Below are 13037 nucleotides of genomic sequence, written 5' to 3' on the forward strand. Positions count from 1 at the left end.
TAGCCTAGCGTTTGGTGATGCGGTCGCGAGCGGCGAGGTCGGCCTCCCAACCGAACACCGAGCGGCCGTCAAGCGCCGGCGAACGCGCGCGCTCGTTGGCGACGTAAGCATCGAAGGACGGGCCGGTTGCGGTGAGCTCGAGCCTGCGGGCCTGGTCGTCCAGCCGCTTCAGCGCCTGCAACTCCTCGTCGCGGCCGAGCTTCGCCTGCTGTACCGCCGATTTCAGCACGCCGATCGTCTCATCGTAGACCTTGATCGGCACCGGAAACGGATGACGGTCCTTGCCGCCATGCGCGAGCGAGAAGCGCGCCGGATCGCGGAAACGATACGGCGTCCCGTGAACGACCTCGGCGACCATGGCAAGCGACTCCACGGTGCGGGCGCCGACGCCGGGCGTGAGCAGCAGGTCGGGGAAATCCAGCGGCCCGCGTTCCGCGGCGGCGGCGAGGGTGCCGTGCAGGCGGCGGATGAAGACATCGCTCGAGCGTACATCATGATGTGCGGGCATGATCAGGTGCAGGAGATCGCCCTGCGCCGCCACCTTCTCGGTCAGCTCGGCATATTCATGCGCGATGCCATCGGGACCAAGCGCGGCGAGCAGATCGAGCTGTGCCTGGCGCGAGGCGTCGGCACGGTGATCGGTGAGATTGACGATCTCGCCCTGCGACGGACCGTCGATCGCGCTGTGCGGCTCGTCGACGAAGCTACGCAGCCCCTCGGAATGCCAATGGTAGCGTCGCGCCTGACGCTTGTGGTCGTTCATGCCTTGCTGGACCACGGTCCATTTGCCGTCCGTGGTGACGAAGAAGCCGTGCAGATAGAGCTCGAAACCGTCCTGGACCGCGGCGCTGTCGACCTTGGCGACCAGACGGCTGGCGCGGGTGAGGGCGACGCCGTCGAAGCCGGTCCGCTCACCCAGCGCCGACAATTCGTCCGGCGTGCGCCGCGAATGCCTGCCGCGACCACCGCAGACGTAGATGCCGAGCTCGTCCTGCAGCGGCGCGAGCCCGCGCTTGAGTGCGCCGATGACGCTTGTGGTGATACCAGACGAGTGCCAGTCCATGCCCATCACGGCGCCGAACGACTGGAACCAGAACGGATGCGAGAGCCGCTGCAGAAACGCATCGCGGCCGTAATGATGGACCACCGCCTGCGTGATGACCGCGCCCAGCGTCGCCATGCGCTCCGCCAGCCACGGCGGCACGCGTCCACCATGCAGGGGAAGATCAGCGCTGCCGGTACGTCGGGCCATTAGTCTCCAGGTCTCGAACTGGTGTCGTTGAGTCGGGGGCAGACTATCAGGCAAAGCCTTCGGGGGGTGTTGAATCCCCGCATAAGACCGACCCACAGAACGGAATTCCTTAGCTTTTTCTTGAAAGTTTCCCTCCATAAAAAAGCGCGAAATCCTCCATAAGAGTGTCGTAACGGGGTGGTTCCCCGACATAGGATTGTCGCGCCTTCTGGAAAAGCTCGGAAAACCCGAAATCATGATCATGGACCGTGGAATTGCCGGCGCAATGGGCAAGGGCGATCTGTCTGGGCCTCGTTCGCCGCGTCTCAACCGCCGGGCGTTTCTATTCGGCTCCGCTGCCGGTCTTGCCGCACTGGGCCTGACCGGTTGTGCATCCGACTACATGAGCCTGGCCGAGGCTGAGAAAGTCTACGGGCCCGTGCCTGACGAGAAATTCCCGATCCCTGGGGTCGACGTCAGCAAGGTCAAACCGCAATATTTTCGCAAGACAGTACGCTACGACAGCGACGAGGCGCCCGGTACGATCATCATCGATCCCGGGAAGTACTATGTTTACCGCATCGAAGGCGAGGGCAACGCGACCCGCTATGGCGCCAATGTCGGCCGCGATGGCTTCCGGTGGAGCGGCGAGGCCTATGTCGGGCGCAAAGCCGAATGGCCTACCTGGACGCCCCCCAAGGAGATGATCGCGCGCCAGCCGGAGGCAGGCAAATATGCTCGCGGCATGCCGGGAGGTCTCGACAATCCACTCGGTGCCCGCGTGCTCTACCTCTATCAGAACGGGGCCTACACGCTTTACACGATCTATAGCACCAGCGACCCCGAAACCATCGGGAACGGCATTACGAGTGGCTGCACCGGCCTCCTCAGTCAGGACATGATCGACCTCTATTCGCGAACGCCTCTCAAAACGAAGGTGATCGTGCTCCCGGCCTAGGCCAACGCCGTCGGCGGCCCAGCGCTGGCTTGGCCAGCGCACAGTCGGGGCCAGCTGCCAGAATGGTTCGCTTCATTGCGAATCTCCTCAGGCCGCTTCGGCGTTGATGGCGCTGACGGCGAGCTTGGTGAGCGCTTCATCCGTCTTCTTTTCTTCGGCCAACGTCTGGTCGATGAGCTTGACGGCATCCTTCATGCTGAGTTTGGTGGCCCATGCCTTCAGTGTGCCGTAGCGTGCGATCTCGTAATGCTCGACCGCCTGCGCCGCGGAGACCAGGCCCGGATCGAGCGCCGGAGTGTCGGCGTACTCCTCCATGATCTCCTTGCCTTCGTCGAGGATACCCTCGATGGCGTCGCACTTCTTGCCACGCGCCGGCTTGCCCATCAGATCGAAGATCTGCTCCAGCCGATCGATCTGTCCTTCGGTCTCGTCATGATGCTTCTCGAAGGCGGCACGCAGCTGGTCCGACCCGGCGGCTTTGGCCATGCGTGGCAGCGCCTTGAGGATCTGCTTTTCGGCGTAGTAGATGTCCTTGAGGGTATCGAGGAAGAGGGCGCTGAGGTCTTTCTCCGACATTGGCAGCTCCGTGAGTTTGGGTGATCCGTACCCACAACAGGCACTCTGCAATCTCGTTCCTATCTGCGACGGTTCACCCGCGGATCGCGATTGCGTAGCTTTGCCGCAAGCCTTTCGAGGAACGAAGCGTCGGCGCGTCTGTTGGACGGTCTCATCTTTCAACGGAGAACCGCGATGGATTGGAATCGTGTCGAAGGCAACTGGAAGCAGGTCAAGGGCAAGATCAAGGAGCAGTGGGGCAAGCTGACCGATGACGACCTCGATGTCATTGCCGGCAAGCAGGATCAACTCGAAGGCCGTCTGCAGCAGCGCTACGGCTATGCCAAGGATCAAGCCACGAAGGAAGTGAATGACTGGTACGGCCGTCAGAAATGGTGAGCGCTACGGCATTCGGGGCCCCACTTGAGCGGGGCCCTTTGCTTTGCGCCGTTTGGAACAGGTGCGAATGCGAAACGTTTGAAAGATGCCGTCGTCGCCTTAAGCAAGGGTATCTATGCCGATCACGGTCCGACCGACCCAGCCGGATATTGCCATTGCGCGCGTTATCTCGCGCAACACAACCCCGCCAACAGAACGCGCCGCCTCAATCCTGACATGGGCGGCGGACGAGCATGTCGTCTGCGCCCTAGCACTTGGATGGTGGTTATGGTGTCGAAGCAAGCCAGAGCCGCGACGCCTGGCGAGTGACCATCTTCTGGTCACGGCGTTGACCGCATCCCTAGTTCCGCACCTGCTCAAATTGGTCTTCAACCAGAAGCGGCCGGACCGGCTCACCGTCGTTGGTCATCTGCACGGCATTCCAATCTCCGGCAGGGCCGAGGACTCGTTTCCGTCAGGACATGCAATTCAGGTCGGCGCCATCAGTTCGGCGGCGAGCCAGCTTCCCGAGGGCGAGCGTGGGATCGTCCGGGCGCTCGGCGCTTGTCTGATTTCGACGCGCGTGCTGTTGCTGGCGCATTGGGCCAGTGACGTCGTCGTGGGATCGGCGATCGGGGTTCTGCTCGAGCGGTTGATCCGATGCGTCACGGGGTACGGGCGGCGGGAGCAGGTCTGAGACGATCGATTAGCTCAGGTCCGAGTCACAAAATCCATCAGTCCGAGCCAGAGCGAAGCAATGGGACCGGGCGATCGTGGCCATTCCCATATACATAATTCGCATAAGGTATATTATGGAATATTTATATCTACAATTAGATCAGATATTTAGCTAGAAATCTTCGCACCAAGCCGCAGCTTGGCGCCTGTCCGGGCTTGTCCCGATCGTTGGTCCGGCTCGTCCAGATACGACAGTGATACACGCCCACGCGTCTCGTCAGAAAGCCGATATTGCCGCGGCGTACGGACGCTGCAATAAGCGCCAGCTGTGCAGAGATCGCTGGTGACCCCGCGGCATCAGGTCCGTATAGGATGGCATCTCAGAACAACAACAAGCCTCTCGAGGGAGCAAACCCAATGAGCTTTTCACGACGCACGCTGCTGAAGGTCTCCGCCGCTTCCGCCGTCCTGGGCGGAATTGGCGCGCCGTATGTTGCGCGCGCCCAGTCGGCCGAGTTCTCGTACAAGTTCGCCAACAACCTGCCGGAGTCGCATCCGTTCGTGGCGCGCGCCCGGGAGATGGCTGCGGCGATCAAGACCGAGACCAACGGCCGGTTCGACCTGCAGGTGTTTCCGAACAGCCAGCTCGGTTCCGACACGGACATGCTGAGCCAGGTGCGCTCCGGCGGCGTCGAGTTCTTCACGCTGTCCGGCCTGATCCTGGCGACCCTGGTGCCGGCAGCCTCGATCAACGGCATCGGTTTCGCATTCCCGGACTATCCCACGGTCTGGAAGGCCATGGATGGCGAGCTCGGCGCCTATGTGCGCGGCGAGATCAACAAGGCCGGCCTCGAGGTCATGGACAAGATCTGGGACAACGGCTTCCGCCAGACCACGTCGTCGACCAAGCCGATCACCGGTCCCGACGATCTCAAAGGCTTCAAGATCCGCGTGCCGGTGTCGCCGCTGTGGACCTCGATGTTCAAGGCGTTCGATGCATCGCCCGCCTCGATCAATTTCAGCGAGGTCTATTCGGCGCTGCAGACCAAGATCGTCGAAGGCCAGGAAAATCCGCTGGCGCTGATCTCGGCGGCGAAGCTGTACGAGGTGCAGAAATACTGCTCGCTGACCAACCACATGTGGGACGGCTTCTGGTTCCTGATGAACCGCAGAGCCTGGGCGGCGCTGCCGGACGATATCAAGACCATCGTCGCCAAGAACGTCAACGCGGCCGCCGTCAAGGAGCGCGAGGACACCGAGAAGCTCAACGCCACCGTGAAGCAGGAGCTCACGGGCAAGGGCCTCGTGTTCAACCAGCCCGAGGTCGGGCCGTTCCGCGACAAGCTGCGCGCCGCCGGCTTCTACGCCGAGTGGAAGGGCAAGTACGGCGAGAAGGCCTGGGATCTGCTCGAGAAGTCCGTCGGCAAACTGTCCTGATCGATCCAGCGGGAGGCGTGCCAGGAGGATTGCCATGGCTCATGTCGAGATGACGCCGGCCGTGGCCGGCGAGGCGGCGTCACAGCCCCCTCGCCGCCGCTCCGGTCTCGGTTCCATCGACGCTGCGCTCGGATGGCTGGTCGAAATTCCGGCGGCAATCCTTGTCGTCGCTGAGGTCGTGATCCTGTTCGCCGGCGTGGTGTCGCGTTACGTGCTGCATGCGCCGCTGATCTGGTCCGACGAGCTGGCGTCGATCCTGTTCCTGTGGCTTGCGATGCTCGGGTCGGCGGTGGCGTTCCGCCGCGGCGAGCACATGCGGATGACGGCGCTCGTCGCGAGCGCCGGGCCGAGGCTGTGGGGCTATCTGGACGTGGTCGCGACCTGCGCCGCGCTGGCGTTCCTGATCCTGATTGTGCGGCCGGCCTATGAATACGCCTACGAGGAAAGCTTCATCACGACGCCGGCGCTGCAGATTTCCAACACCTGGCGCGCGGCGGCGCTGCCGGTCGGTATCTGCCTGATGGGGCTGTTTGCGCTGCTGCGGCTGGCGCGGGTCGGCGATTTCAAGACCTTCCTGCTGGCGGCGCTGACGGTGGTCGCGCTGATCGGCGTGTTCTGGCTGGCGCAGCCGATGCTGCGGCCGCTCGGCAACCTCAATCTGATCATCTTCTTCGTCGGCGTGGTCGGCTTCTGCGTGTTCGCCGGCGTGCCGATCGGCTTTGCCTTCGGCATGGCGATCTTCGGCTATCTGGCGCTGACCACGCGGACGCCGCTGATGGTGCTGGTCGGCCGGATGGACGAGGGCATGAGCCACCTCATCCTGCTGTCGGTGCCGCTGTTCGTCTTTCTCGGCCTGCTGATCGAGATGACCGGCATGGCGCGTGCGATGGTCGCGTTCCTGGCGAGCCTGCTCGGGCATGTCCGCGGCGGCCTGCATTATGTGCTGGTCGGCGCCATGTACCTGGTCTCCGGTATCTCCGGATCCAAGGCCGCCGACATGGCCGCCGTCGCGCCCGTGCTGTTCCCGGAAATGAAGGAGCGCGGCGCCAAGCCGGGCGATCTGGTCGCCCTGCTCGCCGCCACCGGCGCGCAGACCGAAACGATTCCGCCGAGCCTCGTGCTGATCACGATCGGCTCGGTCACCGGCGTGTCGATCTCGGCGCTGTTCACCGGCGGATTGCTGCCGGGTGTCGTGCTGGCAATCACGCTGTCGGGGCTGGTGTGGTGGCGCTACCGCGGCGAGAACTTGAGCCACGTGCAGCGCGCCACCGGCAGCGAGATCGGCAAGGCGCTGGTGTTCGCCCTGCCCGCATTGGCCCTGCCCTTCGTGATCCGCTACGCCGTGGTCGAGGGTATCGCGACTGCGACCGAAGTCTCAACCATCGGCATCGTCTACGCCTTCGTCATCGGCCTGTTGATCTACCGCAAGTTTAACTGGCGGCGGCTGGTGCCGATGCTGATCGACACGGCGTGCCTGTCGGGCGCAATCCTCTTCATCATCGGCACCGCGACCGGCATGGCCTGGGGCCTGACCCAGTCCGGCTTCTCGCGGGCGCTGGCAGCGTCGATGACCGGGCTGCCCGGCGGTTCGGCGACCTTCATCGCGGTCTCGATCCTGGCCTTCGTGATCCTCGGCAGCGTGCTGGAAGGCATTCCGGCCATTGTGCTGTTCGGGCCGCTGCTGTTTCCGATCGCGCGCCAGGTCGGCGTCCACGAGGTGCACTACGCCATGATCATCATCCTGGCGATGGGCATCGGACTGTTCGCGCCGCCGTTCGGTGTCGGCTATTATGCCGCCTGCGCCATCGGGCGCGTCGATCCGGCCGAGGGTATCCGGCCGATCTGGGGTTACATGCTGGCGCTGTTGATCGGCCTGATCATCGTCGCCATCTTCCCCTGGATATCGATCGGTTTCCTTTAAAGCACCTTGCGGATGGGATAGAGCCATGAGTGCAGCTCAGAACCAGTACACGATGGGGTTGGACAAGACGCCCGCCAACTACGTGCCGCTGACGCCGCTGAGCTTCCTGGCGCGCTCGGCCGCGGTCTATCCCGACCACGTCAGCACGGTCTATGAGGGCCGCAGCTTCACCTGGAAACAGACCTACGAACGCTGCAAGCGCTTCGCATCCTATCTCGCAGGCAGCGGCATCGGCCATGGCGACACGGTGGCCGCGATGCTGCCGAACATCCCGGCGATGAACGAATTGCACTTCGCGGTGCCGATGACCGGCGCGGTGCTGAACACGCTCAACATCCGCCTCGATGCGGAATCGATTGCGTTCCAGCTCGATCACGGCGGCGCGAAGATTATTCTCGTCGATCCCGAATTCTCCGGCGTGATCGCGGAATCCCTGACCCTGATGAAGGGCGCAAAGCCGTTCGTGATCGACGTCGATGATGCGGCCTTCGCCGCCGGCAAGCGGATCGGCGAGATCGAATATGAGGCGGCGGTCGCCTCAGGCGATCCCGCATTCGCCGAGCGGCCGCCGGCCGACGAATGGGATGCAATCGCGCTGAGCTATACGTCGGGCACGACGGGCAATCCGAAGGGCGTGGTGACCCATCACCGCGGCGCCTATCTCAACGCCGTCAGCAACATCCTCGCAGGCAATCTCGGCCAGCACCCGGTCTATCTCTGGACGCTGCCGATGTTTCACTGCAACGGCTGGTGCTTTCCCTGGACGATCGCGGCGACCGCCGGCGTCAACGTCTGCCTGCGCAAGGTCGATCCCGCCAAGATCTTCGAGCTGATCCCGAAGCACGGCGTCACCCACATGTGCGGCGCGCCGATCGTCTACAACACGTTGATCAACGCGCCTGATGCGCCGAAGGGCGGCAAGGCCAAGCCCGTCGTTGGCTTGATCGCTGGCGCCGCGCCTCCGGTTGCGGTGCTCGAAGGTGCCGAGCGCATCGGCATCAAGCTGACCCATGTCTACGGGCTGACCGAAGTCTACGGCCCCGCCTCCGTTTGCGCCGAGCAGCCGGGCTGGGACGAGCTGTCGGCCGATCAGCGCGCGCAGCTGAAGCGGCGCCAGGGCGTGGCCTATCCGCTGCAGGAAGACGTCACCGTGCTCGATCCCGAGACCATGCGCGAGGTGCCGCACGACGGCGAGACCATCGGCGAGGTCATGTTCCGCGGCAACATCGTGATGAAGGGCTATCTGAAGAACGAGAAGGCGACGCAGGAAGCGTTTGCCGGCGGCTGGTTTCACACCGGCGATCTCGGCGTGCTCGACCAGCACGGCTACGTCATCATCAAGGACCGCTCGAAGGACATCATCATCTCCGGTGGCGAGAATGTCTCGTCGGTGGAGGTCGAGGATATCCTCTACAAGCACCCGGCCGTGCTGTTTGCCGCTGTGGTCGCCAAGCCCGACCCGAAATGGGGCGAAGTGCCCTGCGCCTTCCTCGAGCTGAAGGACGGTGCCAAGGCGACCGAGGCCGAGATCATCGCCTATTGTCGCGAGCATATGTCGGGCTTCAAGACGCCGAAGTCGGTGGTGTTCGGCGTGATCCCCAAGACATCCACCGGCAAGATCCAGAAATTCCTGCTGCGCAACCAGGTCGGATCGGCCAAGGCGATTTCGGCCTGAGCGCGCCACATACCCGCTGTCGTCCCGGGCTTTACCCGGGACCCATAACGACGAATGCCGATTGTGTTGCAAAGCTGGAGCGACAGCTTACTTCAACCACGATGCCCTGTGGTTATGGGTCCCTGCTCCCGTGCGCAAATGCGCACTAGGCAGGGACGACGGCGAGTATGTGGCGCTGGCTCAGCCATCGGCCAGACGGCCGAGCAGATCATAGAGCTGCTTCCTCTCGGCGACATCGAGCGGTGCCAGCGTCGTCACGGTGCATTCGATCTCGATCGGGATCAACTGCTCGACCAGCGCCACGCCGGCTGTGGTCAGATCAATCAGGATCAGCCGTTTGTCGGTCGCATCGCGCCGGGTCGCGACCAGGCGGCGCTTCTTCAGCCGCAGCACGACGTCGCGGATATTGGCCGGCTCCATTGCGACCAGCCGCCCGAGCAGGTTCTGCGACAGCGCCCCGCGCTCGTAGAGCCGGGCCAAGGTCGCATATTGCGGGGCCGTCAGGTCGTAGGATCCGATCCGGTCTACCAGGTTCGACGAGGCGCGTTGATAGGCCCGGCGCAGCAGGAAGCCGACCTGGTCCTCCAGCCTGTAGTCCGACGCAACGCGCCTGACCGGCGCCGCTGCCTTAGTCGACGTTCTCGGCATCGCGGTACATCACCTTGTGGCGCGTGGTCGAAACCCATTCGTCGATCTGGGCTTCGGTCATGAAGTGCTGATCATCGAACCTGTTCCAGTTGCTGATATCGGCCAGGCTCTTCTTCCAGCGCTTGTACGGCGGCTTGGCCGGCGGACCGAAGCACATGATGTCGAGCACGGATAATTCATCGGGGATGCCGAGCAGCGGCTTCATCGCCTGCTGCGCCTTCTCCTGCCCGATCGCGGTCACCCACCAGACGTTATAGCCGAGCGCGGCCGCCGCCAGATGCGCCGACATCGTCGCCGCCGCCACGCTCTGCAGCAGGATCCGCTCGGCATTCTCCTTGTACATCTTGTCGAGCTCGGAGCCGTCGTTGAGCACCGGAAACGCCTTGACCCAACGGAAGTCGCTGGCGACGACGATGAAGCCGGGAGCCGACGCGAGGCCGCGATAATCGGGCGTTGGAAACTTCATCTTGAGCCGGGCGCGCGCGACCTGCTCCTCGCGGAAATATTCCGTGATCCTGTTCTTCAGATCCTGATCGGTGACCGCAATGAAATGCCAGGGTTGCGCATTGGCGCCCGACGGCGCGTGCCGCGCGGCCTCCAGGATCATGTCGTAATGCTCGGCCGGCATCGCGTAGCTGGAATCGAACGCCCGGGTCGTCAGGCGGTTCTTCACGACATCCATCAGCGCGTCATATCGCGTGCGATCAGTGTAATCGCGCGTTGCCACAGCTTCCGTCATCTGCTCCTCCCGGCATATCGTTATGATCATAACGATATGCCCTTTGCGTGAAAGGTCAAGACAGGACCGTTGGCGATCTTGTGCAACCGACGCCGCCCGCCGGGCGGCGGGTTCATGGCGGTGGTCGCGGGAAACCCGATCTGAAATGGGGAAGTCCTCTGCGCCGCGGTCGAGCAGAGGCAAGGCGCGCGGGTGACGGAGCCCGCACGATCCCGACGACATCGGCCGAAAGATCCGGAAATTTCCGCGGTGCTATCGGCTCGATTCAGCGAAACGGCTTCGGGGTGAGGCAATCACATGATCGTCGTTCGCCGGCAGACACAGCGAGCGATGCCTTACCGCGTCGATGAAGGCCAGGATTTCTGCAATCGCGGGATCCGCGTCGGCCAATTGCCTTACCTCGTGCAGACGCGCGGCAAACACGCCAGGGCCGCGAAATAGCTTCTGATAGAACGCGCGGATCACCGCGAGGCGTTCGCGGGTAAATTCGCGGCGTCGCATGCCAACCAGGTTGAGCCCGGCGAGACCCGCGTACTGACCGCTTGCAAGGCCAAACGGGATGACGTCGCCACGTACGCAACTCGTAGCCCCGATCATCGCCTGCGCCCCAATTCGAACGAATTGATGGGCGGATGAGAGGCCTCCCATAAAGACAAAATTGCCGATTTCGCAATGGCCGCCCAGCGTCGCGGACGTGGCGAAGATGACGTCGTTCCCTATGACGCAGTCGTGACCGACATGGCTGCAGTTCATGAAATAGCCGCGATCGCCGACGCGGGTAACACCGCCACCCGCGACGGTTCCGGCATTCATGGTGACGTGCTCGCGGATCGTGCAGTCCTGTCCGATCTGAAGTTTGGTCAGTTCGCCGCGATAGCTCAGGGCTTGCGGAGGCGTGCCGAGCGAGACGAACGGATAGATCGTGCAGCCGCCACCGATCGTGGTCTCCGCGGTCATGTGTACGTGGGCGATCAGCTTGCAGTTTGCGCCGATAACGACACGGGAACCAATAACGCAATAAGGACCAATCGACGTGCCGGCGCCGATCACCGCCCCATCCTCAATCCGCGCAGTGGGATCGATGAGCATCTAGTTCCCTCAAAAATGGATTATTCGCGACCTCCAGCAGAGTGCAAGCTCAAGCAGAGTGCAAGCTCAAATGCCGTCCGCCGGGTGTGACCGGTCGGATTAATTTGCCGCGCGACGCGACCGGTTGCTTCAGCCTGCCCGATCGAGCGTCAGCCGCATGCCGTCATAGGCCGGGATCACGCCGGCCGGCAGGCTCTGCCGCAGCACCTCGTAGTCGAGGTCGGAATGCATGTTGGTGATGACCGCGCGCTTCGGCTTGAAGCGCTCGATCCATGACAATGCGTCGGCGACGCTGAAATGGCTGGGATGCGGCGCATAGCGCAGGCCGTCGACGATCCAGAGATCGAGACCTTCAAGCGTCGGCCAGCTCTCTTCGGGAATGTCGTGCAGATCGGGCGTGTAGGCGGCGTCGCCGATGCGGTAGCCGAGCGCGGGAATCTGGCCATGCTGCACCAGGAAGGCCTCGAGCTTCAGCGGACCGCCCTTCCCCTGCACCGTGTGGCTCTCGCCGGCCTCGATCGAATGCCGGGTTAGGATCGGCGGATAGTCGCTGCCTTCCGGCGAGATGAAGCAATAGGAGAACCGCGCCATGATGTCCTTGGCGGTCGACTGGTTGAAGTAGACCGGGATGCGGCGGCGCTGGTGCAGCACCACCGAGCGCAGATCGTCGATGCCGTGGGTCTGGTCGGCATGCTCATGCGTCAGGAACACCGCGTCGATGTGCTCGACATTGGCGTCGATCAGCTGCTCACGCAGGTCGGGCGACGTATCGATGACGACCCGCGTGGTGCCGTGCTCCATGGTGCGCTCGGCCATGATTGAGCAGCGGCGGCGGCGATTCTTGGGATTGTTGGGATCGCAGGCGCCCCAGCCGAGCGCCGGACGCGGCACGCCGGCGGATGAGCCGCAGCCCAGAATGGTCAGTGTCAGCGTCATGCAGCAACCTTCGGCGCCGGCACCTTGGAGAACAGCCGGAAGAAGTTTTCGGTGGTCTGCCGCGAGATCTCCTCGAGCGAGACGCCGCGGGTCTCGGCGAGCACCTTGGCGACCTCGACAACATAGGACGGCTCGTTGCGCTTGCCGCGGAATTTTCCGGGCGCAAGATACGGCGCATCGGTCTCGACCATGATGCGGTCGGCCGGTAGCTCGGCGGCCAGCGCACGCAGGGTGTCCGACTTCTTGAAGGTCAGGATGCCCGTGAACGAGATCGACAGCCCGAGCGCGATTGCCTTCATCGCCAGCTCGCGGCCGCCGGTGTAGCAGTGCAGGACGGCCTTGAACGGCCCCTTCGCGATTTCGTCCTCCAGGATGCGGCCGCAATCCTCGTCGGCCTCCCGGGTGTGGATCACGAGCGGCAGCTCGGTTTCGCGGGCCGCGGCGATATGCGCGCGAAAGCCGCGCTCCTGGGCCTCGCGCGAACCATGCTCATAGAAGTAATCGAGCCCGGCCTCGCCGAGCGCCACGACCTTCGGATGCTTCGTCAGCTCGATCAGTTCGCTGGCCGGGATGCCGTCCTCTTCATCGGCATGATGCGGATGAGTGCCGACCGAACAGTAGATGTCCGGAAAGCGCTCCGTGATCGCAAGCAGGCCGCCGAGCCGCCTCACCCGGGTCGAGATCGTGACGATGCGACCGATGCCGGCCGCTTCGGCGCGCCCGACGATCCCGTCGAGATCGTCGGCGAAATCAGGAAAGTCCAGATGGCAGTGACTGTCGACCAGCATGAAT

General features: G+C 63.5%; 13 protein-coding genes. 6 read left to right on the forward strand and 7 right to left on the reverse strand.

Annotated elements, in window-relative coordinates; all coding sequences use genetic code 11:
- Positions 1–4 precede the first annotated feature (4 nt).
- Positions 5–1252 (reverse strand): DUF763 domain-containing protein, encoded by a 1248-nt coding sequence (locus JQ573_RS28820; protein ID WP_212314480.1) that lies wholly within the window; start codon positions 1250–1252, stop codon positions 5–7.
- 235 nt (positions 1253–1487) lie between these two features.
- Here JQ573_RS28820 and JQ573_RS28825 point away from each other — a divergent pair, with 235 nt between their 5' ends.
- A complete protein-coding gene (locus JQ573_RS28825; protein ID WP_212315442.1) occupies positions 1488–2189 on the forward strand; it encodes a L,D-transpeptidase in 702 nt (233 codons plus the stop codon).
- Between the two features lie 87 nt (positions 2190–2276).
- Here the strand turns inward: JQ573_RS28825 and JQ573_RS28830 are convergent, their stop codons facing one another.
- Positions 2277–2765: a ferritin-like domain-containing protein gene (locus JQ573_RS28830; RefSeq protein ID WP_050404515.1), complete on the reverse strand. Its 489-nt coding sequence runs from the start codon at positions 2763–2765 to the stop codon at positions 2277–2279.
- 174 nt (positions 2766–2939) lie between these two features.
- Here JQ573_RS28830 and JQ573_RS28835 point away from each other — a divergent pair, with 174 nt between their 5' ends.
- From JQ573_RS28835 to JQ573_RS28855, 5 genes are all read left to right on the forward strand, one after another.
- A complete protein-coding gene (locus JQ573_RS28835) occupies positions 2940–3143 on the forward strand; it encodes a CsbD family protein (RefSeq protein WP_212314479.1) in 204 nt (67 codons plus the stop codon).
- A gap of 115 nt (positions 3144–3258) precedes the next feature.
- A complete protein-coding gene (locus JQ573_RS28840; protein ID WP_212314477.1) occupies positions 3259–3819 on the forward strand; it encodes a phosphatase PAP2 family protein in 561 nt (186 codons plus the stop codon).
- A gap of 398 nt (positions 3820–4217) precedes the next feature.
- Positions 4218–5237, forward strand: coding sequence for a TRAP transporter substrate-binding protein (locus tag JQ573_RS28845; protein WP_097671909.1), 1020 nt, complete (start codon positions 4218–4220; stop codon positions 5235–5237).
- 34 nt (positions 5238–5271) lie between these two features.
- Positions 5272–7158: a TRAP transporter large permease subunit gene (locus JQ573_RS28850; RefSeq protein WP_212314476.1), complete on the forward strand. Its 1887-nt coding sequence runs from the start codon at positions 5272–5274 to the stop codon at positions 7156–7158.
- A 25-nt stretch (positions 7159–7183) separates the two neighbouring features.
- The gene (locus JQ573_RS28855; RefSeq protein ID WP_212314475.1) at positions 7184–8833 is read left to right on the forward strand and encodes an acyl-CoA synthetase; all 1650 of its coding nucleotides are present in this window, start codon (positions 7184–7186) and stop codon (positions 8831–8833) included.
- A 180-nt stretch (positions 8834–9013) separates the two neighbouring features.
- Here JQ573_RS28855 and JQ573_RS28860 read toward each other — a convergent pair whose 3' ends face one another.
- From JQ573_RS28860 to JQ573_RS28880, 5 genes are all read right to left on the reverse strand, one after another.
- Positions 9014–9481 carry a MarR family winged helix-turn-helix transcriptional regulator gene (locus tag JQ573_RS28860; RefSeq protein WP_212314474.1) on the reverse strand — a complete coding sequence of 156 codons (468 nt, stop codon included), beginning with the start codon at positions 9479–9481 and terminating at the stop codon, positions 9014–9016.
- Positions 9462–10220: a nitroreductase family protein gene (locus JQ573_RS28865; protein ID WP_212314473.1), complete on the reverse strand. Its 759-nt coding sequence runs from the start codon at positions 10218–10220 to the stop codon at positions 9462–9464. The genes JQ573_RS28860 and JQ573_RS28865 overlap by 20 nt, the downstream gene beginning before the upstream one ends.
- A gap of 252 nt (positions 10221–10472) precedes the next feature.
- On the reverse strand, positions 10473–11309 hold the full coding sequence (gene lpxA / locus JQ573_RS28870; protein WP_212314471.1) for an acyl-ACP--UDP-N-acetylglucosamine O-acyltransferase: 837 nt from the start codon (positions 11307–11309) through the stop codon (positions 10473–10475).
- A 129-nt stretch (positions 11310–11438) separates the two neighbouring features.
- Complete coding sequence (locus JQ573_RS28875) at positions 11439–12245, reverse strand: MBL fold metallo-hydrolase (RefSeq protein WP_212314470.1); 807 nt, start codon at positions 12243–12245, stop codon at positions 11439–11441.
- On the reverse strand, positions 12242–13033 hold the full coding sequence (locus tag JQ573_RS28880) for a TatD family hydrolase (protein WP_212315440.1): 792 nt from the start codon (positions 13031–13033) through the stop codon (positions 12242–12244). The genes JQ573_RS28875 and JQ573_RS28880 overlap by 4 nt, the downstream gene beginning before the upstream one ends.
- Positions 13034–13037 lie beyond the last annotated feature (4 nt).

The organism is Bradyrhizobium sp. AUGA SZCCT0105 (assembly GCF_018129565.1).
Classification (GTDB): Bacteria; Pseudomonadota; Alphaproteobacteria; order Rhizobiales; family Xanthobacteraceae; genus Bradyrhizobium.